At 64.3% G+C, this 21,653-nt stretch carries 19 protein-coding genes; 10 read left to right on the top strand and 9 right to left on the bottom strand.

Annotated elements, in window-relative coordinates; translation table 11 throughout:
- Nucleotides 1-54 precede the first annotated feature (54 nt).
- Together E1N52_RS26435 and E1N52_RS26430 are read right to left on the bottom strand one after the other, a co-directional pair.
- A complete protein-coding gene (locus E1N52_RS26435) occupies nucleotides 55-1,029 on the bottom strand; it encodes a DMT family transporter (RefSeq protein ID WP_133185759.1) in 975 nt (324 codons plus the stop codon).
- A 90-nt stretch (nucleotides 1,030-1,119) separates the two neighbouring features.
- Nucleotides 1,120-1,944, bottom strand: a complete 825-nt coding sequence (locus tag E1N52_RS26430; protein ID WP_133185758.1) for a helix-turn-helix transcriptional regulator — start codon at nucleotides 1,942-1,944, stop codon at nucleotides 1,120-1,122.
- A gap of 201 nt (nucleotides 1,945-2,145) precedes the next feature.
- Here E1N52_RS26430 and E1N52_RS26425 point away from each other — a divergent pair, with 201 nt between their 5' ends.
- The gene (locus E1N52_RS26425; RefSeq protein ID WP_133185757.1) at nucleotides 2,146-2,823 is read left to right on the top strand and encodes a YceI family protein; all 678 of its coding nucleotides are present in this window, start codon (nucleotides 2,146-2,148) and stop codon (nucleotides 2,821-2,823) included.
- Nucleotides 2,824-2,847: 24 nt separating this feature from the next.
- Here E1N52_RS26425 and tdh read toward each other — a convergent pair whose 3' ends face one another.
- Together tdh and E1N52_RS26415 are read right to left on the bottom strand one after the other, a co-directional pair.
- Nucleotides 2,848-3,879 (bottom strand): L-threonine 3-dehydrogenase, encoded by a 1,032-nt coding sequence (gene tdh, locus E1N52_RS26420; RefSeq protein WP_133185756.1) that lies wholly within the window; start codon nucleotides 3,877-3,879, stop codon nucleotides 2,848-2,850.
- Between the two features lie 17 nt (nucleotides 3,880-3,896).
- Nucleotides 3,897-5,096, bottom strand: coding sequence for a glycine C-acetyltransferase (locus E1N52_RS26415; protein WP_133185755.1), 1,200 nt, complete (start codon nucleotides 5,094-5,096; stop codon nucleotides 3,897-3,899).
- Between the two features lie 139 nt (nucleotides 5,097-5,235).
- Between E1N52_RS26415 and E1N52_RS26410 the strand changes: the two genes are divergently transcribed.
- From E1N52_RS26410 to E1N52_RS26400, 3 genes are all read left to right on the top strand, one after another.
- Entirely contained in the window at nucleotides 5,236-5,898 is a 663-nt protein-coding gene (locus E1N52_RS26410; protein WP_133185754.1) for a helix-turn-helix domain-containing protein, read from the top strand.
- 98 nt (nucleotides 5,899-5,996) lie between these two features.
- Complete coding sequence (locus E1N52_RS26405; RefSeq protein ID WP_133185753.1) at nucleotides 5,997-6,404, top strand: DUF2471 family protein; 408 nt, start codon at nucleotides 5,997-5,999, stop codon at nucleotides 6,402-6,404.
- Nucleotides 6,405-6,501: 97 nt separating this feature from the next.
- Nucleotides 6,502-7,494, top strand: a complete 993-nt coding sequence (locus E1N52_RS26400) for a tyrosine-type recombinase/integrase (RefSeq protein WP_246089223.1) — start codon at nucleotides 6,502-6,504, stop codon at nucleotides 7,492-7,494.
- 65 nt (nucleotides 7,495-7,559) lie between these two features.
- Here E1N52_RS26400 and E1N52_RS26395 read toward each other — a convergent pair whose 3' ends face one another.
- Nucleotides 7,560-8,762 (bottom strand): DNA-binding protein, encoded by a 1,203-nt coding sequence (locus tag E1N52_RS26395; protein WP_133185751.1) that lies wholly within the window; start codon nucleotides 8,760-8,762, stop codon nucleotides 7,560-7,562.
- 1,878 nt (nucleotides 8,763-10,640) lie between these two features.
- On the opposite strand from E1N52_RS26395, the gene E1N52_RS26390 reads away from it, so the two are divergent.
- Entirely contained in the window at nucleotides 10,641-11,999 is a 1,359-nt protein-coding gene (locus E1N52_RS26390) for a replication initiation protein (RefSeq protein ID WP_133185750.1), read from the top strand.
- 139 nt (nucleotides 12,000-12,138) lie between these two features.
- Here E1N52_RS26390 and E1N52_RS26385 read toward each other — a convergent pair whose 3' ends face one another.
- The gene (locus E1N52_RS26385; RefSeq protein ID WP_133185749.1) at nucleotides 12,139-13,218 is read right to left on the bottom strand and encodes a ParB/RepB/Spo0J family partition protein; all 1,080 of its coding nucleotides are present in this window, start codon (nucleotides 13,216-13,218) and stop codon (nucleotides 12,139-12,141) included.
- Nucleotides 13,219-13,242: 24 nt separating this feature from the next.
- Complete coding sequence (gene parA, locus E1N52_RS26380) at nucleotides 13,243-13,905, bottom strand: ParA family partition ATPase (RefSeq protein WP_042271984.1); 663 nt, start codon at nucleotides 13,903-13,905, stop codon at nucleotides 13,243-13,245.
- Nucleotides 13,906-14,409: 504 nt separating this feature from the next.
- Between parA and arsC the strand changes: the two genes are divergently transcribed.
- Both arsC and E1N52_RS26370 read left to right on the top strand, forming a co-directional pair.
- Nucleotides 14,410-14,763 carry an arsenate reductase (glutaredoxin) gene (gene arsC, locus E1N52_RS26375; RefSeq protein ID WP_133185748.1) on the top strand — a complete coding sequence of 118 codons (354 nt, stop codon included), beginning with the start codon at nucleotides 14,410-14,412 and terminating at the stop codon, nucleotides 14,761-14,763.
- Nucleotides 14,764-15,115: 352 nt separating this feature from the next.
- The gene (locus E1N52_RS26370) at nucleotides 15,116-15,670 is read left to right on the top strand and encodes an NADPH-dependent FMN reductase (RefSeq protein ID WP_133185747.1); all 555 of its coding nucleotides are present in this window, start codon (nucleotides 15,116-15,118) and stop codon (nucleotides 15,668-15,670) included.
- 43 nt (nucleotides 15,671-15,713) lie between these two features.
- Here the strand turns inward: E1N52_RS26370 and E1N52_RS26365 are convergent, their stop codons facing one another.
- Together E1N52_RS26365 and E1N52_RS26360 are read right to left on the bottom strand one after the other, a co-directional pair.
- The gene (locus tag E1N52_RS26365) at nucleotides 15,714-16,433 is read right to left on the bottom strand and encodes a hypothetical protein (RefSeq protein WP_133185746.1); all 720 of its coding nucleotides are present in this window, start codon (nucleotides 16,431-16,433) and stop codon (nucleotides 15,714-15,716) included.
- A 166-nt stretch (nucleotides 16,434-16,599) separates the two neighbouring features.
- The gene (locus E1N52_RS26360) at nucleotides 16,600-18,840 is read right to left on the bottom strand and encodes a hybrid sensor histidine kinase/response regulator (RefSeq protein WP_133185745.1); all 2,241 of its coding nucleotides are present in this window, start codon (nucleotides 18,838-18,840) and stop codon (nucleotides 16,600-16,602) included.
- Between the two features lie 616 nt (nucleotides 18,841-19,456).
- Between E1N52_RS26360 and E1N52_RS26355 the strand changes: the two genes are divergently transcribed.
- From E1N52_RS26355 to E1N52_RS26345, 3 genes are read left to right on the top strand one after another with little or no spacing between them, the layout of a single operon-like run.
- Nucleotides 19,457-19,825 (top strand): response regulator, encoded by a 369-nt coding sequence (locus E1N52_RS26355; RefSeq protein WP_028202798.1) that lies wholly within the window; start codon nucleotides 19,457-19,459, stop codon nucleotides 19,823-19,825.
- Nucleotides 19,818-20,441 (top strand): chemotaxis protein CheC, encoded by a 624-nt coding sequence (locus E1N52_RS26350; RefSeq protein ID WP_110383369.1) that lies wholly within the window; start codon nucleotides 19,818-19,820, stop codon nucleotides 20,439-20,441. Before E1N52_RS26355 ends, E1N52_RS26350 begins: the two co-directional genes overlap by 8 nt.
- Nucleotides 20,438-21,382: a sensor domain-containing diguanylate cyclase gene (locus E1N52_RS26345; RefSeq protein ID WP_133185744.1), complete on the top strand. Its 945-nt coding sequence runs from the start codon at nucleotides 20,438-20,440 to the stop codon at nucleotides 21,380-21,382. The genes E1N52_RS26350 and E1N52_RS26345 overlap by 4 nt, the downstream gene beginning before the upstream one ends.
- Nucleotides 21,383-21,653: the final 271 nt, after the last annotated feature.

Below are 21,653 nucleotides of genomic sequence, written 5' to 3'. Positions count from 1 at the left end.
GATGGAGAATGATCGTTCTCCCAGTCCGCAATGTAGAACGATCATTCTCCCAAGTCAAGACACTTTGCTGTCGCGCGCGCTACGCTGCGCTCTAACGCGATCCCACAGCCCGCGTCCTGAAACCGCGAACACTGCGACCACGACCAGGGTGAGGCCGAGCACGCGCGTGAGCGTAAGCGGCTCGCCGAGCAGCACCGTGGCCAGCGCCACGCTCGACACCGGCGCCACCGCGGTAAAGACCGCGGCCTCGCCGCCCGGCACGCGCGCCGCGCCCGCATACCAGAGCCAGAATCCGGCCACCGTCGGCACGAGCGCGTAATACGCCACGCCGAGCACGGCATTCAACGGCACAGCGTGGGCCGCGCCAAGCCAGCCGGGTAGCGCACACACGCCCGATACGACGAAGCCGATACCCGTCATCGCGCTAGCCTGCGCAAGGGGCGGCCACGGCCGCGAAAGCCGCTTGTTCAGCAGGACGAACAGGCTTTCGCACACGACTGCGCCGAGTATCATCGCGTCGCCCGTGAGAGAGCGTGCGCCATCGCGATGCTCGCCGGGCGCGAGTGTGACCATCGCCACGCCGAGGCTCGCGATCGTCACCGAAACGAGCGTGCTTGCGCGCAGCCGCTCGCCGAGCACGAGCGCCGCCGTCAAGGCACAGACAGCCGGCAGGGTGCCGAGGATGATGCCGGCGTCGCTCGCAGATGTGCGCTGCGTGCCCGCGATCAGCAAAACCGTATAGCCGACGCTGCCGATCGCAGCCTGTGAGACGAGCAACAGGGCGTCGCGCAGGCCGGGACGCGGAAACGCCGTACCGGTCAAACGCATGAGCAGCAGAAAAACCGGCAGCGCCATCCCGAAGCGCAGCGCGGTGGCCGGCAGCGGATCGAGCCCGGCGCCGATGGCCTTGCTCGCAATGACCGTGCTGCCCACGGTAAGCATGGCCGCCGTCAACTGCGCCTGCGCGACGGATCGGGGGGAGAGGGTCAAGCGCCGCGCGTTTTCGCGCGACGACAATCGGTTCGACATGGAGCGCTCCTCGTGGTGATACGCCTGTATAGGCTCACCACGACGCGCCGTCTTGGATCGTTGTGCGTCAGCGCATGACGCGCGTGCGATTCATGCCGCGCGCGCGAGCCGGTAACGCCCCGGCGATACGCCGAACTGCCGCGCGAACGCGCGGTTCAGGTGGCTCTGGTCGCAGAAACCGGCATCCAGCGCGGTCTGCGCCGGGGCATGGCCCGCCTTGAGCAGGCGCCGCGCGAGCGCCACGCGGCGATGCAGGATGTAGCCGTGCGGCGCGACGCCGAATGCACGCAGGAAGCCGCGATGGAGCTGGAAGCGGCTCAGCCCCGCCGCCTGCGCGAGTTCGGCGAGTGAGAACGGCTGGGCCGGATCGGTGTCGATCATCTCGCGCACGCGCGCCAGCGACGCCGGTGAGCACTGCGCGAGCGCGCGCCGGTGGCCGAGCGCCTCGACGAGCCGCGTCATTACTTCGAGCGCGGCGGCGTCGAAGGCCATGTATGTGAGGTCGCTGCTTTGGTTGGTGACGTGCGTGAAAGCCGCATCGAACAGCGCGCGCAAACGCGGTTCGCTGATCACCGGCGCGTGAAGCGCAAAAGCGGCGTCGTCACCTTGCGTGATGTCGGCTTGCAGCGCGTCGACCCAGCGCGGCTCGAAATAGAGCATGCGCCACGTGCGCCCGGCGGCGTCGAGCGGGCGGCCGTCGTGCACCTCGCCCGGATTGACGAGGATGAGGTCGCCCGGCACGGCCTCGACCTGGCCCGCATCGCTCAGCGACACATGGCCGCCGCGATCGATCACGCCAATGCCGTACTGGTCGTGCGTGTGACGCCCGAACGCGCGCGCCGTGGCCGCCGTCATCGCGTCGACGTCCCGCACGAGCGTGGCGTGAAAACGCACGGCGTGGTTCGTGGCTGGCATGGTCGGCTCTCCACTCGTTCGGGCTCCAATCGGCGTATGAGACCCGAGTTTCGCGCGGCGCGCAATGTGCGCGTGACCTGGACGAGTAACGGCGCGGGGCGCCGCGATCCGGCCCCGTCGCGTTATGCTTCGCGAACCGGATGGAAGAAACGCGGCTCGCCAAACGTCCTTACGGGTGTCGACGAGTCAAAGGGAGATGAGATGAAAAACCGGCCGCTGGTATCGCTTGCGCCTATCGTTCGCGGCTCGCGCCGCGCCTTCTGCGTGGCGCTGTGCGCGGCGAGTCTTGCCGCGTGCACGCCGCTGCGCGTGGTCACGCACAGCGTGAGCCGCACGGAAGCCGACGTGCCAGCGGGACACTACGTGATGGACGCGCATCACTGGAGCGTCGTGTTCGACGTCGATCACTTCCACTACACGCGTTTCGTGATGCGCTTCGACCGCGCGCAGGCGACGCTCGACTGGCAGACAGGCGGTCTCGAATCGGCCACGGTCGATGCGACCATCGACGCCGCGAGCCTCGACACCAACGTCGGTGCGCTCGACACCATGGTCAAAGGATCGCAGATGCTCGATGTCGAGCGCTATGCGCAGATCCGCTTCACGAGCACGCACTTCGAGCGCACGGGCGAAGGCCGCGGCACGCTCACCGGCAATCTCACGATCCGCGGCGTGACCCAACCGGTCACGCTCGATGTGACCTTGAACGGCTACGCACCGAATCCGCTCACGAAGCAGCCCACGCTCGGCTTCACCGCGTCGGGCCATTTCAAGCGCTCGGCGTTCGGGTTGACGAGTTGGTATCCCGCCGTGGGCGACGAGATCGACGTGCGCATCGAGGCCGAATTCGAGCAGCCGGCGCCGGGCGCAGCGTCGTAACAGCCTCATCAAATCAATGCGCGGTCAAGCCGTGGTCCAGTCGAGAATCACCTTGCCGCTTTCGCCCGAGAGCATGGCCGCGAAGCCTTTCTCGTAGTCGTCCACGTCGAAGCGGTGCGTGATGATGGGCGAGAGATCGAGCCCGCTCTGCAGCATCGCGACCATCTTGTACCAGGTCTCGAACATCTCGCGGCCGTAGATGCCCTTGATTTCCAGCCCCTTGAAGATGACCTGGTTCCAGTCGATGGCGGTTTGCGCGGGCGGAATGCCGAGCAGCGCAACCTTGCCGCCGTGGTTCATCGACTCGAGCAACGCCGTGAATGCGCTCGGCACACCCGACATTTCGAGGCCCACGTCGAAGCCTTCGGTCATGTGCAGTTCGTTCATCACGTCTCGCAGCGACTCGCGCGAAACGTTCACGGCGCGCGTCGCGCCCATCTTGCGCGCAAGCTCGAGCCGGTAGTCGTTGACGTCCGTGATGACGACGTTGCGCGCACCCACGTGCTTCGCGATCGCCACGGCCATGATGCCGATCGGCCCCGCGCCCGTGATCAGCACGTCCTCGCCCACGAGGTTGAACGAGAGCGCCGTATGCGTGGCATTGCCGAACGGATCGAAGATCGCGGCGAGATCGTCGGAGATCTCGGGCGGAATCTTGAACGCGTTGAAGGCCGGAATCACGAGGTATTCGGCGAACGCGCCTTCGCGGTTCACGCCCACGCCCGTGGTATTGCGGCACAGGTGACGCCGCCCCGCGCGGCAGTTGCGGCAAAAGCCGCAGGTGATATGCCCTTCGCCCGACACGCGATCGCCAATCTGGAAGCCGCGCACCTCCTGGCCCATTTCGACGATCTCGCCCACGTATTCGTGACCCACGTGCATCGGCACCGGAATGGTCTTCTGCGCCCAGTCGTCCCATTTCCAGATGTGGATGTCCGTGCCGCAGATCGCTGTTTTGCGGATCTTGATCATCACGTCGTTATGGCCGACTTCGGGCTTCTTCACGCGCGTGAGCGTGAGTCCGGGCGCGCGTTCGAGTTTGGCAAGTGCTTTCATTTGATTCGCAATCCTTGTTAAATCACGCCGAGCTGCTTGCCGACGCGCGCGAACGCCTCGACGGCGCGCCCGATATGCGCAGGCGTGTGCGCGGCGCTCATCTGCGTGCGAATGCGCGCGCGACCCTTGGGCACGACGGGATACGAAAAGCCGATGACGTAGACGCCCTCGTGCAGGAGCGCGTCGGCCATTTTCGAGGCGACCTGGGCGTCGCCGAGCATCACCGGAATGATCGGGTGCTCGCCGGGCACGAGCGTGAAGCCGAGCGCGCTCATTTCGCGGCGGAACTGCGCGCCGTTCTCGCGCACCCGGCGGCGCAGTTGTGCGCCTTCGTCGCTCGCAATCAGCTCGAGCACTGCAAGCGAAGCGGCCGCGATGCTCGGCGTCAGCGTGTTCGAGAAGAGGTAGGGGCGCGAGCGCTGGCGCAGCAAGTCGACGACTTCCTGCTTCGCCGCGATATAGCCGCCCGACGCGCCACCCAGCGCCTTGCCGAGCGTACCGGTAATGATGTCCACGCGCTGCAGGACGCCGCAGTGCTCGGGCGTGCCGCGCCCATGCTCGCCGATGAAGCCCACCGCGTGCGAGTCGTCGACCATCACGAGCGCGTCGTAGCGGTCCGCGAGATCGCTGATGCCCTTGAGGTCTGCGATGATGCCGTCCATCGAGAACACGCCGTCGGTGGCGATCAGCTTGTAGCGTGCGCCCGCTTCGTCCGCGTCCTTCAGCTTTGCTTCGAGATCCGAAAGATCGTTGTTCTTGTAGCGATAACGGCGCGCCTTCGAAAGGCGCACGCCGTCGATGATGCTCGCGTGATTGAGTTCGTCGCTGATGATCGCGTCTTCGTCGCCGAGCAGCGTTTCGAAGAGGCCACCGTTCGCGTCGAAACAGCTGGAATAGAGAATGCAGTCTTCGGTTTGCAAAAACGTGGCGAGCGCGCTTTCGAGCTGCTTGTGCACGGTTTGCGTGCCGCAGATGAAACGCACCGACGCCATGCCGAAGCCATCGCGCGCGAGGCCGTCTTGCGCGGCGGCGATGAGGCGCGCGTCGTTGGCGAGGCCGAGGTAGTTGTTCGCGCAGAAGTTGAGCACGTCGCTGCCGTCTGCGAGCCGGATATCGGCCGACTGCGGCGTGGCGATCACGCGCTCGTTCTTGTAGAAGCCATCGGCGCGAATCTGGTCGAGCGTCGCGCGCAAGTGGTCGAGATACGGGGTACGCATGAATCGTGCTCCTCACATAGCTGGGGCGTGCCGCGGTGTTGCTGCGGTGCTATAGTCGCCGTCAGCCGTTGGCGAAAATATCCTTTATTTCGAACCTAAGTTCGATATGTCGAACGCACTCTAATCGATGAGGCCGTGAATGGCAAGCACCCGCAAATCGCGAACCGCCCCGGCGGGCGCCGTTCCTGACGCACCGGCGTCGGCTGCATCGGGCGCAACTAACGTACCGCCTGCTTCCGCCGTACCTGCCACCACGCCGCCGCGCGTGGGCGAACAGATCCAGCGGCTGCGCACCGAGCGCAAGATGACGCTCGATGACCTCTCGCGCGCCGCAGGCGTCTCAAAATCCATGCTATCGGAAATCGAGCGCGACAAGGCGAACCCGACCATTGCCGTGGCATGGCGGCTCACGAATGCGCTGGGCGTCAAACTCGATTCGCTGTTCACCGCGCCGAAGGCGCCCGAAGCGATCGCCGTGGCCGGGCCGCACGACATCCCGACGCTGCACGGCCACGACGCGGGCTACCAGTTGCGCGTGTGGGGGCCCATCGAGCTGGCCGGCCACTTCGAATGGTATGAGCTGACGCTCAAGCCAGGCGGGGCGCTGGTTTCGGCCGCGCACGAACCGGGCACGCGCGAGCATCTCACGGTGCTGCAGGGGAGCATCGAGGTCGAGGCGGCCGGCGCGATGCAGCGTCTGAAGGCCGCGGACACGGCACGCTATATCGCCGATCAGCCGCATGCGATCCGCAATGCCGGCAAGGGCGAGGCGCGCGCGCTGCTGGTGGTGATCCACGGCTGACAGTCCGCCTCACCGCGAGGCCAGGCCGAACGGACGAGGCTGCACAATCGGTTCGACTACTGTATATTTATACAGTGAAAGTCCGACTGGAGCCGTCGATGTCCCTCCCAACCGAACTGCCGCGCGAGCACGCTCTAGCGGCCTTGCGCTTTCAAGCCGCCGCGCGCGATCTCGAACATATCGTTCGCAACATCGCGCAGCGCTATATCGCGCGGCAGGTGCCGCTCACCTGGCGCCTGCTGCATGCCATCGAAGCAGAAGCACTCGCGGATCTCGGCTTTGCGAGCCGCCACGACGCCCTCATGCTTGGCCTCTTTCAGCGGCCGGGCGACTTCGCCTGGCCGGAAACCGACGAGACCGTCGACTTCGGACATTCCAACGCGCTGCCAGCCGTATTCGCGTTCGCGGTCTCAGCCTATGAACGCGCCGCGCAATGCGCGGAAGAATCGCGCCGGCAGGCAAAACGCAACGACGCTGTGCGGCGTGCCAGGGTGTGGGGCGGTTGATCGGATGTCGAAGATGCATCGCGCGCAACGATAAAGGCAGCCATGATCCCCGCTATCGCTATAATGACCGTGTAACGCAACTAACGGAATGATAGAGATGGCGTCCTCCACTTCCTCACGCGACCTCTTCGACCAGCAACGCCAGGACTGGCAGCGCGACCCCGTCGCCGCGTTCGACGCCTGGCTCGCCTCGCAGGACTTGCGCCGTTCGTCCGCCGAGGTCTATCGCGTGCAATGGGGACGATTTCTCGAATGGCTCGCGCTCAAGCGCAAGACGATCATGACCGTGGATACGGGCACGATCGCCGAATTCGTCGCCAGCCTCGACGTGAAGAAGCCGCAACGGCTTCGCTACCTGCGGCTCATCGAGCGCGTGCTCGATCACGTGCGCGAAATCGAACTCGCCTCCACGAATCCGGCGCGCTTCATCGCCCAGGACGGCGAAGCCGCATGGCGCAACGCGCGCGAAAACGAACCGACCGGTTTCCTTACGCCCGCTGAGCGCACCGCGATCATCGGCCAGTTGTTCTCGCCACTCGTCGAGCCATCGGCCGCGAAACGATGGCGCGAACGCCGCGACCGGGCGCTCGTCGCCATCTTTCTGGGCGGCGGATTGAAAACGGGAGATGCGATCGCGCTCACGCTCGATTGCGTGGCGATCGGCTCGGAGTGGGTCACGATCGAAGCCGCCAACCCGGCCTTTACGCGCGTCACGCGACTGACGCCATTTGCCGTGGACGTGCTCGGCGCCTGGCTCGAAGCGCGCCGCCTGGCCGGACTGCCAGGACAGCTGGTGTTTCCGGGCTCGCCTTCGGGGCGCCCCATGCACAAGGCGACCGTGCTGCGCGCCATCGACGCATTGATGGAATCAGCCGGCGTGGCGGAAACGCGCGCCGAACGCGCGAGTCCGCAGACCTTGCGCAACACGTTCGCGGCAGACCTGTTCGAGCGCGGCGTGGATAGCGATCAGGTAGGGCAGTGGCTCGGCTTTCTACAGCCGATCTCCGCCGGGCGGCTCCATCGCGCATGGAAAACGTGGGCTGAACGCGAGGCGTCGCAGCACGTATCCGCGCAAGACGACAAGGCGTAACACGTCGCGTCCGCTGGCGATCGGGCTATTGAGAGACGCGTGCGCGTCTCCCGTAAAAGCTCACGTCAAGCCTGTTCGTGCGAATGCTTGCCTGCCATAAAGCGCGCGTACGCCGCGAGCTTCGACGCCCCCGTTCCCGAGGTGTGCTCGCACTCCGGGCACGTGAATTCGAAACCATCGTCCACTTCGGACAACTCCGGTTCCCCTTCGTGACAGTTAGGACAACGCGCCGGCAAGGCGACGTGACCATCGACCGCGGTGCCGAGACTCGCCAGTTCGGTTTCGCCGAGCCGGCCCGCGGCGGCGAGTGAACACAGCAACGACGCGACCGAGGTGTCGAGTCCTTGCTGCCCGCGCAGTGTCGTGACCTGCCGGGTGAGCACGTCCACTTCGTCGGACCGTTCGCGCAGCACAGCGTCGAGCCGGTCGGCACGAGCCTTCGCCGTCGCCAGCTGCTGGATGAAATCGAATTCCTTCTTGCTGGCATCGCGCTGGGCCGCCTGCCAGGTCGACGACATCGAGCGCAACGAATCCAGTTCGACCAGCATGGGCTTGACGCGCCGTTCGGCCTCGGCAAGCGCGTCCTTGATCTGCTGCGCGTAGTGCTCGGTGCTCTTGCGCATTTCCTCGTGCAAGCCGTCGATGCGATCGCGCAAACCGGCGTTGGTGGTCTGCTCCGCCTCGACCCGTTTGCGCAGCGCGTCGCTTTCCGTCTCCAGACGCTGTACCAGCACTTCGCGGTTGCCATACGCCGCGTCGCCCTGCGCGGAAGCCGCGGCAAGCCGGCTTTCGAGTTCGCGCACCCTCTCATAGGCCGCTTCCACGCGCGCTTCGCTGCGTTGCAGCATCTCATCGGCGGCTGAACGTCGGGCTTCGGCTTCCCGGGCCGCCTGCTCGGCGTCGAGGCGGCCGGCTTCGAATTCGGTGCGTTCGCCCTGCAAGGCTTCGCCCGCGAGCGTCAGCGCTTCCTCGAAAAGCGCGCCAAGCAGTTCGCCGGCGCGCTCTTCCAGCGCGGGCGGAATCGCCCCAGCGCCCACACGCACTTTGGAGGTCGCGCGAATGCGTTGCCAGAAAAGCTCGATGTCTTTGGGGATGTCACTGGCGCTTCCGGTTTGGGTCAGTTCACGGACGGCAGCCATCGACGGCTTGATCTCGAAATCGAAGAACAAGCGTTTGCAGGCGTGTAAGGACAGTTCCTGCCTGCGTGCTCCGTTTTTGCGCAAATCCTCGATTTCTTCGCGGATTGCCTGGCGGTCCTGGTCTCGCATATTCGTCTTCTCGGCAGGGGAGTGGACGAATAATAACAAATTACGTTCTATTTGCTACGTTTTTGAGTATCGAGGTTGCCGACGGTAGCGAAATGGCCTCCAAGAGGCGTTTTACATCGCCATGAGATGCGCTCGGTGCCGTATTTCCGTGAAACAAATCGAAGTTTGTTTCATAAGCCCTTGTTAACGCGCGAATTTTTCGACTGATTTTACCGTTGTTGGTTGTTTCACGCGAGCGGCCTCGAGGACTTGCGCCGGTGGTTGGTTTGGGATGTGGATATCTCGGGTAGCTCGCGGGGGGATTCTTGCTTGAGAGATATAAAAGTAAACACCCTTGATACCGGTTAAAAACGTTAACGCCACGGCAAATCCTTACCTGGCGGGGACTTCCGGCCGATCAGGTGAAGCTTTACGGGACCCTGGGTGAGCGCTTGCGGGACAGATGGGTGGCGGGCTTCGGGAACGCCGGTGAGCCACTGCGGGAGAGGACGTGAGCGGGTTCAGGAACGGGGGGATTCTTGACTTCCCGGCAAGGGTGAGGCAATACGGGAGGCCGTGGCCGCGCAGATCACGAACGGCCGGGCTCGGCTCCGATGTTACGGGAAATGCAACGGTGAGCGGATTCGGGAGCGTAGATTCGCGCCATTTTTCGGCTAAATCGAGGGGCTGAAACACGTGGGGTGAGAAGAATCGGGAAAAAATGCGGGTCGAAGGTGAAGTTTTTCGGGAGCCAAAGCCCGAAATCGGGCGAAATAGGCACTTTCTGGGCCTGGAGGTGAGCTTTTTCGGGAGCTTGCACCCTGGCCGTACGGAATCGGCCGGCTGCTCGCAGGATGTTCCCGACGCCTCCTTGCGGTGGAAGGTGAGGATTTTCGGGAGCTTGCCGCAGTGCCGCGAAACTGGAGGTATCCGCCGAGGCCTGAGTGGAAAAGGTGAGGCTTTTCGGGGGCGATTTTCTGCAGATTTCATGCCAAAGGTGAGTAAATTCGGGAGAAAGTTGGTGTTCACTGCGCTGCAGACGCCGAAATTACAGGGGGGCGAGTGGCGTTTCTCCCGGACGAGATCCGGCTTGGGTGAGATTATCCGGGAGCGTTTTCCCGGCAAACTCGCACCTGGTCGGATCCTCCATCTCCATCTGAGGTGAGGTAATGCAGGAGCCGGTATCGCATTTCTCCGCCTGCCACGCATGTGGATAAGTCACGGAATCCATTGGTTTTTTCTTTCCGGCGCCGTGAATGGTGAGGATTTCCGGGAGGTGCCACGACGGTGCAGCGGAACCGCACCTGGACGCGAAAGGTGAGGATTTTCGGGATCTGTTGGGGCGTGGCAGCCGCAGCGACGGCCTTTTGGCGCGGGTTGATGTGTTTAGCCAGTGCGGCGACAGGTGAGAATTTTCGGGAGCTGTAGGGCACATATCGGCGACCGGTCGATGCTTTGGACGCTCGATCGCCGTGTCGGACAGCTTTTGCCTCCTCATTTTGGGCTTTCTGATCGCTTTGCCCGAGGGACGCGCCGTGTTTTGCTGCAGTGCGATCGTATCGCTGCGGATTTTTTAGTCAGCGGCCGGTCGGTAGCCAGGATTTCGCGACCATCGACGGACTTTTCTCGCCGGACGCCTGAAAATATTTAAGGTGAGGAGATACGGGAGCCGATGGCGACCCTTGGTGCACCGGCAGAAATGCGGGATACGGCCGGATCGTGCACGACGCAAAGCGCCCCGCTGGATGGGCGTCTGGCCAAAGGTGAGGCGATACGGGAAGGTGTCGCGGTGAGCGACGCGCGCGAGATGCGCATCACCGGCAATGGTGAGGGAGGCCCTATAGACGCCTATCACCACAGACGGTATCCTTTCGCGAAATTCTCTCCTCGACCCGACGCATGGCCACGAAGCGCGTGAAAAAGACCGATGTGGTAAGCCCCAGCTCGGCGGAATTGCGCAAGGCCGTCGAGGCGATCGCGATCCAGCCGAAGAGCGGCAAGATCACCCTGCTGACCCGCAAGCTGTTCAACGTCCTGCTGGCTGTCGCCCAGCAGGCCGATGAGTCTGGCGATACCTACCGTGCGCTGCTGTCCGACATCGTCGCCAACTCGGCGTTCGATTCGAACGATACGGCGCTCGTGAAGGAGCATCTGCGCCGCATGGTGTCGGTGCAGGTCGAATGGAGCCAGGGCACGTCGAGCCAGAAGCCCGGCCGCAAGTGGGGTATCTCCACGCTGATTGCGGACGCGGAAATTCTCGAGGATCCGCAGACTCGCCGCGTGTGGGTGGAGTTCTCGTTTGCGCCGAAGATCAAGAAGAAGCTGCTGGATCCCGTCCAGTACGCCCGCCTGAGCCTGCAATTCCAGAGTCAGTTGCGCAGCAGCGCGGGGCTGGCGCTCTACGAGATCTGCGTGCGCTATCTGACCAACCCCAGCCATCTGACGATGCGCGAGACCTGGGAGTGGTGGCGCCCGATCCTTTCCGGTACCCCGGACACCGAAGCGGGCGACGAAGCCAAACGCGAATACAAGTATTTCAAGCGCGATTATCTGCGGCCCGCGATTGCCGAAGTCAACGCGGTGACGAACATCTTCGTCGAGTTGATCGAGCATCGCGAAGGGCGCCGTGTCGCCGAAATCCAGTTTCGCGTGACCGAGCGCAAACAGCCGATGCTCGCGCTCGACGAGCATCCGAACGTGTTCGACAGCACGCTCGTCGACCGCATGGTCAAGATCGGGATTCCGCTCAAGGAAGCGCAGTCGCTTTACGCTGACAGCGAGGAAAACCGCATTCGCGCCGCGTTGCAACTGACCGAACAGCGCATGCGCAGTACGAGCTTGCCGCCGGTACGCAGCGCCGCGGCGCTGTTCAAGGACGCGTTGAAGAAGGGCTATGCGCCGCCGGTCGAGACGGCGGCAGGCGCCGCACCGGCCGTTGGCCGCAGCGCGGCGGCAGCGGTCACAGCGGACGATCCGAAGGCGCGGCTGCTCGATGAATACGCCGCCTATCGGCGCAAGGAAGCGCGCTCGCTCTACGAGGAGCAGGGCGATATGGAGCGCGAACTGGCGCGTCAGTCGTTTGAGACGGATGAACTGCCGGGGCTGGGCTCGCATTTGCGCGACGACTGGCGTCGTCGCGGGCTGGAATCGAAACTGGCCGATACGGCGTTTTTCGACTGGCTCGCACGCAAGACCTGGGGCGAACCGACCGATGGCGACCTGCTCGCGTTCACGCTGAGCCAGACGCGCGCTGCCTGATTGTCAGGTGTGGCCGACCCGTGCAACGCGGGGCGGTGGTGGTGGGGGCCGTTCGGCCGATTGGGAGGTGTGAAGCGATCTTGCCTCCATCGTCGACGGTCCGCCCTGTGCGTGGCAGCCGTCGACACATTTTCCAACGTTATTTCGTCTTCAGGATCTGCTCGATCTGCTGAAGAATCGCATCGCGCCGATCTTTGGAAAGTCCCTTCAGGCGCAACTCGAGCCGGTCGTCGCCATAAGACTTCAGGTCGCCGACAGCAACACCATCCAGTTTGATCTCCAGTCGTTGCGCGTAGCGTTGCCGCCCAGCCGGCTTCGGGGTTTCCTGCGCGCTCGCCCGGCCTTTGACGATATCCGCCACCTGTCGCGTGCTGAGGTCGTCGGCCACGATGCGGTTGATGAGACGCAGCGTGGCGTCGGTGCCGCGCGCGCCGTGATAGCGCCCGACCTGATACGCCATGTTCGAGCCGAAGCGGTCCGGACGCGCCACCATTTCCTGCATGACCGATTCCGGCAACTTGCCGATCGATAGCGCAACCGCCACCGTCGATTCGTCGAGGCCTAGATGATCAGCCAGTTCGCGTTGACTCTGAAAATGCTTTTCGTCGATGAATCGCTTCCACACCACCGCGTTATCGAAAACGGTTTGTGAATCGCGCTGGACGTTCAGGTCGTAACCGAGCTTGTAGCTCTGAATGCCGATCGGCAGGTCGACGACGATTGCCTTGACGACTTCCTTGTTCGCTTCCTTCAGTGCCCGCACGCGACGGCCGCCGTCGCTCACGTAGTAGCTGCCCGGCGCTGCGTAGTCGGGAATCACATGGATCGCCTGCTGCTGCCCTTGCTTCGCAAGATTGACAGCGAGTTCTGCGATCGATGCCTTCAGATAAAAGTGACGCGGATTGAAGGGGCTCGGCTTGATGTCCTTGAGCGGCAACTCAATGATTTGCCCCGGACGGTAGCCTTGCGCGATGCGCCAGGTGCGGTATTCGGTCGACTCGTTTTCGAGGCCGGGCGCATCGTCGAGAATGGGCTCGCTGGCAGATTCAAGGCCAGTCACGAGCGCTGGCTGACTCGAGCGTCCAGCAACTTCGCGCGTTTTAGGCTTGTCCTGGACGAGCCCGTCGATGGCGTTGAGGCGGTCGAGTGCAGTGCGCTTCTCGCTGCTCGTCGTATCAGGACGAGCCTGAAAGCCTTTGGCGAATTGGGAGGGTTTCATTCAGCGTCCTTTATGCGCATAAAGTCAGGGGAGCATCGCCGCGATCTCGTCGGCGCATGCGCGCACTTCCACTGCGGCGAGGCGAGCGCCGCGGTCGTTCATTTGCAGAACCGTCTGGCCCAAGGCCATCGCCTGCTTGTACGCCTCACGTGTGGGAATCTGTGTTCTGAGCAGAGGGAAACCAAGCTCTTCGAGGGCGCGCTTCAGCTCGCGGGTGAGCATGCGCTTCTCTTCGGTCTTGTTCAGCAGGAATACCGCACGCAGATCTTCGTTCATGACCTGAGCCTGCTGGATGAGCTTCACGAGACCGACGCTCGACCAGTAATCAGCCGGAGAGGACGAAGTCGGAATGACGGCGACGGTAGCGGCCAGCAACACCACGCCGGAGACCTTTTCCGTGATCGACGGCGGGCAGTCTACGACGATCACGTCGTAGTCATTGACGAACTTCTTGATCTCCCGATGGATCTGGCCACCGGCTTCGGAGAGGTTAACGACCGGGAACGGGATGCCGGTGTCACCATCGGCTGACGCACTGGCCCAATGGACCAGCGTGTTCTGACCGTCGGCATCCACGACGAGAACCCGCTTGCCCTTCTCGTGGAAGGCCGCGCCGAGATGCATCGCGATCGTGCTCTTGCCGACCCCGCCCTTTTGTTGCGTGACTGCGATTATCTCTGCTGCCAATTGGTATTCTCCTTTTTGCTATTAGCATGGGATTTTACCTGGAATGTTTTTCAGTTCAATGATTTTTGGCGTAATTCGCGGCCGAATTAGCCATTCGGACAAGGTTTATGCGCATAAAGCTCGCGCGGGGCATGCGGATGCCGCTTAGCGGCCGCCTGGGGTGTTGGCATTCACCTCAGTGACGCCTTCGGCACGTGGAGTAGATCGGTGGAGCAACGGGCGCACTGGAAGGTGACCATGCGCCCACCTCACCGCTTTATGCGCATAAAGTCAGCCTCCCCCCTTCGCATCCCCGTTTCGCACGAGCACACAAACGCGCGACCGGAAGACCTCACCACGAACGAATCCCACACACGCGACCCCGTGGCAGCATCCCGTAGCAATAGCATCCAGCCTTGTCGACAGAAGCTGCACACGCGCGCCAACGCTCCCCCGGTAAAATCGCAGCCATTCCCCGGCCTCACCCAGGCTCGCCCACCACTCCCCTCTCGGACCTCCGAAGTCATGATCACGATCTACCACAACCCCCGCTGCTCCAAGTCCCGCGCGGCTTGCGAACTGGTGTCCACCGCTAAGGCTGACGAGCCGGTCGAGGTGATTGAATACCTCAAGCAGCCGCTCACCATCGACCAACTGAAGGCGCTGCATGCGATGCTGGGTGGCCCGCTGCTCGACATGGTCCGCACCGGCGAAACCGAGTACACGGAGCTCGGCCTCGACGCACCCGGCATTACAGATGATCAGCTCTACGAAGCAATTGTGCGGCATCCGATTCTGCTGCAGCGGCCCATCGTCGTACGCGATGGCCGCGCCGTGATCGGTCGTCCGACCGAAAACATCGCTACGCTGTTCGGCTGAAATCGCTGGATTGAATACGTTGGGTTGCTCACGCGCCAAAAGCGAGCGAATCGCGAGCGCGAGAGTTCGCGTGCATGGATGAGGTGCAATCATCGTCATGCACGCACGGAAATTGCATCTTTGCTAACCTGCAGACGAATCCGACGCGAGGCCCGTATTTATCGGCTCTTCACGTAAGTTGTCCACAAGCTTATGCCCAAAATCTGTGGATAAATTCGCGTTACCCCCGGTTATCCACAGCGCCTCGCCGATGCCGGGCAGGCCCGCGCGTGTGCGCGTCGCCGGATTGCGCACACGTCTATGATGATGTTTCCTTCCATTGCGCTTCATGCGCGCCTCCGAGGAAACCGAAATGGCCTACAAGATCGCAGTTGTGGTCGGCAGTCTGCGCAAGGATTCATTCAACCGGCAACTCGCACACGCGGTGACGTCGCTGGCCCCCGCCGATTTTGCTTTCGAGTATCTCGATATCGGCGGGCTGCCGCTTTACAGCCAGGATTACGACGCCGACTATCCCGAGGTGGCGCGCCATCTTAAGCAGCAGATCGAAGCGGCCGACGGGCTGCTCTTTGTCACGCCCGAATACAACCGCTCGATTCCGGGCGTACTGAAAAATGCGCTCGACTGGGGTTCGCGGCCGTGGGGCACGAATTCGTGGCGCGGCAAGCCGGGCGCTGTGCTTGGCACGTCGGTGGGGGCGACTGGCACGGCGCTTTCGCAGCAACATCTGCGTAACGTGCTCGCCTATCTCGACGTCCCGCTGCTCGGTCAGCCCGAGATGTTCATCAAGCACGACGCGAGCCGCATCAACGAAAAAGGCGAGATCGTCAGCGAGGATACGCGCAAGTTTCTGCAGGGCTTCGTCGACACCTACGTGGCCTGGGTCAAGCATCAGCTTGGCCGCTGACGCTTGATCACGACCCGCGCGCGCCGCGCTTGCGCGGGCGCTCTCAGTGCAACGTGCGCCGTTGCCCCGGCATGTCCTTGTGGTGCTCGGGCGTGTCTTCCTCGTATTCGAGGAATTCGTCCGGGATTTGCGGCGCGACGCCCGCTGCGGGTCGCGTCGCTTCGGGCGCGGCGGGAACGTCCACGTGATGCGCGCCCATCACCGCTCCGGCGCCGGGCGCGCTTGCGGATGTGAGCACGGTCTCTTCGGCCTCGTTCGTCGGCCGCATCGTTTCGACGGTGGGTTCGACGGTCGGGTCAACGGAGCCTTGTTCGCGCGCCGCTTCGGTCTGCGCGGCGCGGCGGCGCAGGGCATCGGCGAACTCGGAGAGACCCAGTTCGTCGAGCGCCGAGTGCTCGCGCGCGACCGGGCGGTCCGTTGCAGGCCACGCCCACGGCGTGCCGCGTAGCGCGACTTCCGTCGCGTGCTCCTCGCGCAGCGTCTCGTATGCGAGGTTGGCGTGCGCCTCGTCGCTCACATGCACGCCGATGCGCACCGCTTCGCCCGGCGGCGGCGTCATGCCGGTCTGGGCCTCGGTGGTTCGACGCACATCGCCTGTCGACGAGAAAAAACTTCCCACGAGCCGCTCGATGCCGGCCAGCACGCCCTCTGTGCGCGCCGGCAGGTCGATGTCGCCCGCCGCGAAGCCGCGTTGCAGCAGCGCGTCCTGCGCGTGGCGTGCTTCTTCGTAGGTATGGAAAACGCCGGTCACGGTCTGTTTCATGACATCCTCCTTCGCCAGATGGCGACGCCTGCTTACATCATGCGCCGATTGTGCATCGCTCGTGCATCGGTTGGCGCAGGGTGCGCGCGACGTCTAACCGCCTGATTCTGCGGGTCGCGCTGCCTGCCGCAAGCCTCGTGCCGCGAGGCTCGTCACGCGCCCCGCGTCATGCTCGCGCCTGGCGGTCCTCGCGAATCGCCTCGAGCATTTTCTCCAGCAGCGCGATGTCGAACGGCTTCGCCAGCACACGTACATCGGCATTGCGCGTGCGTTCGAGTTCCTCCGCGTAGCCCGTCACGAGGATCACGGGCAGGTTCGGCTCGAGCCCCTGCAGGGCCTCGGCCAGATCGATCCCGTTCATCGTCCCCGGCATGTGGATGTCGGAAAGCACGAGGTCGAAGCGCGGCGCGTGCTCGCCCTCGGCAAGCGGCGCTTCGACCCGTTCCAGTGCGCTCGCCGCGTCGCTAGCGCAGGTCACGCGGTGGCCCATCATCTGCAGGAGCGCTTCGGTGCCGGCCGCGACTTCGTCGTTGTCCTCCACGAGCAGCACGTTGAGGCCGTGCTGCACCTGGGCGCTCTCCTCGCGCGGCTCGCTCGGACGCTGCGCGGGCGGCTCGGCGAGCGAGCGCGGCAGATAGAGATGCACGGTCGTGCCCGCGCCGATCGCACTGTCGATCGCCGCGAGTCCGCCGGTGCGCTCGCAGAACGCAAACACCTGCGGAAGCCCGAGGCCGGTGCCGGTGCCCTTCGACTTGGTCGTATAGAGCGGCTCGAACGCGCGCGCGAGCACGTCCGGCGGCATGCCCGTGCCGGTGTCTTCGAGGGTGACGTGCACGAAGTCGCCGTCGAGCGGAAAGCCTTCGCCGGGCCGGAAACTGATGTTGCGCGCGCGCACCGTGAAGCGGCCGCCGTTGGGCATCGCGTCGCGCGCGTTCACGGCGAGATTGATGAGCGCGAGCTCGAACTCGGCCACATCGACGAGCACGGGCCACACGTCGTTGTCGACTTCGACGACGAGCGACACCTTCGCGCCCAGCGACGCACGCAGCAGTTCGCGGGCCGCCGGCAGCCAGCGCCCGACGTGGATCGTCTCGTTGCGCAGCGGCTGCTTGCGTGCCACGCCGAGCAGTTGGCGCGTGAGCGACTGGCCGCTCTTGAGCGCGCGCTCGACCGCGGAGAGCTCGCGCTCGAAGCCCGCCGCGCCGCGCCGGCGCGCGATCTGCACGTTGGCCGAGACGATCATCAGCAGGTTGTTGAAGTCGTGCGCGACGCTGCCCACGAGGTTGCCGAGCGCTTCCATCTTGCGCGATTGCCGGTAGGCGGATTCGATCGAGCGACGCATGGAAGCCTCGGCCTGCCAGCGCTCCCACGCCTCCTCTTCGGCGGCGAGGCGTCGCAGCGAAAGCCAGATCACGCACCAGAGGGCGATCGACGGCGTGAACATCGAGATGATGAGCACGCTCAGGTGCCGGTACCAGGCCGCCCAGATTGCCGGCGTGCGATACGCGCAGGTCACATAAACGGGGTACGCGCCCACGCGCCGGAACGCGAGGATCACGTTGCTGCCGAGCAGCGCGGAATGCATGCGCACGACACCGGACTCGGTGCCGTGCAGCAGCGCGGCGCCCAGCGGCGAGCGCGGCGTGACCACCGAGCCGTCCGCGCGCGGCGGCGGATCGAAGGCGAGGATCGTGCCGTCGCTGCGCACGAGGCCGAGCGCCATCGGCGAGTCGGGGCCGAGCAGGTCGCGGTAGAACGAACTGAAATAGCCGGGGCGCAGGGCGACGGAGACGAGACCCGCGAACCCGCCGGCGTCGTCGAGGCGCGGCACGCCCGTGTTGAACACGGTCTCGCCGCTCACCTGGCCCTGCATCACGCGCGAGACGTGGTCGAGCACGCGGCCGTCGCGGATGCCGGTGAAGTCTTCGCGCGCGGCGATCGATACTTGCGGCGGCGGCGAGTAGCGGCTGCTCGCGAGCAGGTTGCCGTCAGACCCGAAAATCGACACCGCGGCCACCTGCGGATAACCGCCGCCGATCGCATCGAGTTTCTCGTGGATCTGCGGCTCGCTGGCGCGGATGCCGTCGTCGTTCAGCCCGCGCACGAGGTCGACCACGCGGGCGTCGAGCGCCTCGTTCATGTCGAACACCTTGAGCGCGTGCTCTTCCGCCACGCGCACGGTGCGCAGCGTGGTGTCGGTGGCGTCGGCTTCGCGGCTGCGCAAGTCGTTGTACGCCATGGCGGCGACGTAGATGCAGGGCAGCACGATCGCAGCGACGAGGAGAGCGAGCAGCGTGCGTCGGCGCACCGTGAAGTCGTGGCCCGGCGCGGCCGGAAACGGCGCGTCGTCGGCAGGGGGCGGCAGGGGTATGCGTTCGTCTGGCCGCTCGGGCCGGTCAGCAATCATCGTACGGAAAAGCAGGGAAAAGGCGGCGGGGCATTCGACATGATAAACGACCGCGATGACGCCCCGACGGCCAGCGCATACCGTGCTCGCCGCAAGCGTCGTGCGGCGGGCACGCCGCCCAGGGGTTTTCCTCTCCTTGAAGGCCGAATTCGCGAAAATCGGCGAAGCGCAAACGTACCACAAAGGGATAATCGACGTTCTTTATTTAAGGGATGGATCATTTATTTCCATAAATTAGCCGGAATGAGTCGATTTTGTTCGCGGATTAATTAACGGCGAGTTGCATTTGATTCAATTTGATTCGAGAATCGCGAACACGATAAATAACGCATTCGCATGAACGCCATGCCCGCCGTCACGGCGCATGGCCATGCTACGGGGTGGCTGCAGGCATGCAGACGAGGGCCTTCACGACCGGCGCACGGGTTGCCGGTAGCCATTGGGCATCGGCGCTGCCATGCGCCTTGAGTCGACGCGCCAGCGCGGGTCCCTTCATGCGTTACGAATTATTCGGCCAGTTCGCAATTTTCTTTGAAGTTTCCCTAAAGTAATTGCCCACGCCGCCGTTAATCCGTCGAAACGCACTCCGTCCAACGCACACTCATTCAGCATATCCATGTCCTTGCCCATCGTGATCGCCGATGATTCGCTGTTAGCCCGCAAGGTGCTCACGAAGGCGCTGCCCGAGGACTGGGACGTGGCGATTTCGTACGCGTCGAACGGACACGAAGCGCTCGCCCATTACCGCGCCGGTCGCGCGGCTGTGATGTTCCTCGACCTCACGATGCCCGACCTGACGGGCTTCCAGGTCCTCGAAGCGTTGCAGCACGAAGACCTGAATACGTTCGTGATCGTCGTTTCCGCGGACGTCCAGCCTCGTGCCCGCGAGCGCGTGCAGGCGCTCGGCGCGGCGGCGTTCGTCGCAAAGCCGGTAACCCAGGAGGCGCTGCTGCCCATCCTGAAGGAGTACGGGTTGTATGCCTGATCGAGTGTTCACGGAACTCCAGCGCGACGCGCTCCAGGAGATCGCCAATCTCGGCATGGGGCAGGCAGCGACGCGTCTGTCGGGGCTGCTCAACGCCTTCATCGAGCTGTCGGTGCCGCGCGTGCGCGTGGTCGCCGTCTCCGAGGCCGCGGCGGCGCTGCGCGAGATGACCGGTATCGACGGCCCGGTTGCGGCCGTGCGCCAGGGCTTTCGCTCGGAGATCAAGGGCGAGGCGCTGGTGATCTGCCGCAGCGGCGAGATCGCCGAGCTTGGCAGCCTGGTCGGCGGACCTTACGCGACGATCGGCGACGATGCCCTCACCGAGGAAGAGCTGATGTTCGACGTCGCCAACGCGCTCACGGGCGCGTGCGTATCGTCGATGCTCGACCAGCTCGGGCGCATGCCGGTGTTTTCGCAGCCGGGCCTGCTCGGCGAAGCGATCATGCTCGACGAGGTGTTCCAGCCGGGCCTGCTCGCCTGGGACGTCGCGCTGCTCGTCGAAGTCAATTTCGCGCTGGAAGACCAGCGCTTTCGCGCCCACCTCGTCATGCTGATGGCCGAGGAGTCGATCCATGTCGTGAGCCGGGCCATCGACGCGTTGTTACATAGCCTATGAACGAGCCAGCCGGGTTGCCAACACTTTCGGACCTCGTTGTCGAACGGGTGGGTTTCGGCATTTTCGTGGTCGATCGCGACATGAAGGTGCTGAGCTGGAACCGCTTCATGCAGGATCACAGCGGCGTGACCGCCGAGGACGTGATCGGCTGCTCCATCTTCGAGCGCTTCCCCGATCTGCCGCGCGCGTGGCTCACGCGCAAGGTGGAAAGCGTGTTCCAGCTGGGCAGCTTCGCGTTCAGCTCGTGGGAGCAGCGCCCGTATCTGTTCCAGTTCGACCATGACCGGCCGATCACGGGCGGCGTGGACTACATGCAGCAGGACTGCACCTTCATGCCGCTCATGCGCGGGCGCGACGTGATCGCCGTGTGCGTGACCATCTCCGATGTCACGCACGTGAGCGTCATGCAGCGCGAGCGCGAGGAAGCCGTGGCGAAGCTGCGCGAATACGCCGACCGCGACGGCCTCACCGGCATCGCGAACCGGCGCTTTTTCGAAACGCGCCTCGCCGACGAATTCCTGCGCTGGCAGCGCTACGGCGGCGAGCTTTCGATGCTGCTGTTCGATCTCGATCACTTCAAGCGCATCAACGACGAATTCGGTCACGTGGCCGGCGATACGGTCCTGCGCTCGATGGCGCAGCGCGTGTCGGGCGTGGTGCGCAAACAGGATGTGTTCGGACGCTTCGGCGGCGAGGAGTTCGCGCTGCTCTTGCCGTGCACGCCGCTGGACGACGCGCTCTACGTCGCGGAGAAGATCCGCCGCACGATCGGAGACGAGCCGATCGAGGTGCAGGGCGTGATCGTGCCCGTGACCGCCAGCGTCGGCGCCGCCACCGCGCGCACGGGCGCGCCCGACTACGAAGGCATGATCAACGAGGCGGACGCCGCCCTCTACACGGCAAAGCGTCAGGGGCGCAACCGCTCGGTCGCGCTCGCCTGATATCTGCCTGCGCACAGACAGCCTCCGCCTCAATCAATCCGGCTCATCGCCCCATGCTCCGGGGCTACGCGGCCGCGCCCCCAAGCGGTCCCCATGCGCCGACCGCCCTGCGCGGGTCGCCCAAAGGTTGATATACTTTTGCCCGTTTCCGGCCTTGCGCGCCACCCGGCGAGCAATTTAAGGGTCGGGTGCCTCGCGCGTGTCCGCGCGCGCGGGCGACCCGCGGCAATGCGGGCCCGAATAGAGTCGAACGCCCGTGAGGGCGCCCCCA

The sequence above is a fragment of the Paraburkholderia guartelaensis genome (assembly GCF_004353905.1).
Taxonomy (GTDB): Bacteria; Pseudomonadota; Gammaproteobacteria; order Burkholderiales; family Burkholderiaceae; genus Paraburkholderia; species Paraburkholderia guartelaensis.
This window is presented reverse-complemented; position numbering and strand designations above follow the sequence as displayed.

Coding starts and splice junctions, on each gene's coding strand:
- arsC (WP_133185748.1), top strand. CDS start 14,410: ATGATCACGATCTACCACAACCCCCGCTGCTCCAAGTCCCGCGCGGCT.
- E1N52_RS26395 (WP_133185751.1), bottom strand. CDS start 8,762: ATGCGAGACCAGGACCGCCAGGCAATCCGCGAAGAAATCGAGGATTTG.
- E1N52_RS26430 (WP_133185758.1), bottom strand. CDS start 1,944: ATGCCAGCCACGAACCACGCCGTGCGTTTTCACGCCACGCTCGTGCGG.
- tdh (WP_133185756.1), bottom strand. CDS start 3,879: ATGAAAGCACTTGCCAAACTCGAACGCGCGCCCGGACTCACGCTCACG.
- E1N52_RS26350 (WP_110383369.1), top strand. CDS start 19,818: ATGCCTGATCGAGTGTTCACGGAACTCCAGCGCGACGCGCTCCAGGAG.
- E1N52_RS26400 (WP_246089223.1), top strand. CDS start 6,502: ATGGCGTCCTCCACTTCCTCACGCGACCTCTTCGACCAGCAACGCCAG.
- E1N52_RS26415 (WP_133185755.1), bottom strand. CDS start 5,096: ATGCGTACCCCGTATCTCGACCACTTGCGCGCGACGCTCGACCAGATT.
- E1N52_RS26390 (WP_133185750.1), top strand. CDS start 10,641: ATGGCCACGAAGCGCGTGAAAAAGACCGATGTGGTAAGCCCCAGCTCG.
- E1N52_RS26410 (WP_133185754.1), top strand. CDS start 5,236: ATGGCAAGCACCCGCAAATCGCGAACCGCCCCGGCGGGCGCCGTTCCT.
- E1N52_RS26360 (WP_133185745.1), bottom strand. CDS start 18,840: ATGATTGCTGACCGGCCCGAGCGGCCAGACGAACGCATACCCCTGCCG.
- E1N52_RS26355 (WP_028202798.1), top strand. CDS start 19,457: ATGTCCTTGCCCATCGTGATCGCCGATGATTCGCTGTTAGCCCGCAAG.
- E1N52_RS26425 (WP_133185757.1), top strand. CDS start 2,146: ATGAAAAACCGGCCGCTGGTATCGCTTGCGCCTATCGTTCGCGGCTCG.
- E1N52_RS26385 (WP_133185749.1), bottom strand. CDS start 13,218: ATGAAACCCTCCCAATTCGCCAAAGGCTTTCAGGCTCGTCCTGATACG.
- E1N52_RS26365 (WP_133185746.1), bottom strand. CDS start 16,433: ATGAAACAGACCGTGACCGGCGTTTTCCATACCTACGAAGAAGCACGC.
- E1N52_RS26405 (WP_133185753.1), top strand. CDS start 5,997: ATGTCCCTCCCAACCGAACTGCCGCGCGAGCACGCTCTAGCGGCCTTG.
- E1N52_RS26370 (WP_133185747.1), top strand. CDS start 15,116: ATGGCCTACAAGATCGCAGTTGTGGTCGGCAGTCTGCGCAAGGATTCA.
- E1N52_RS26345 (WP_133185744.1), top strand. CDS start 20,438: ATGAACGAGCCAGCCGGGTTGCCAACACTTTCGGACCTCGTTGTCGAA.
- E1N52_RS26435 (WP_133185759.1), bottom strand. CDS start 1,029: ATGTCGAACCGATTGTCGTCGCGCGAAAACGCGCGGCGCTTGACCCTC.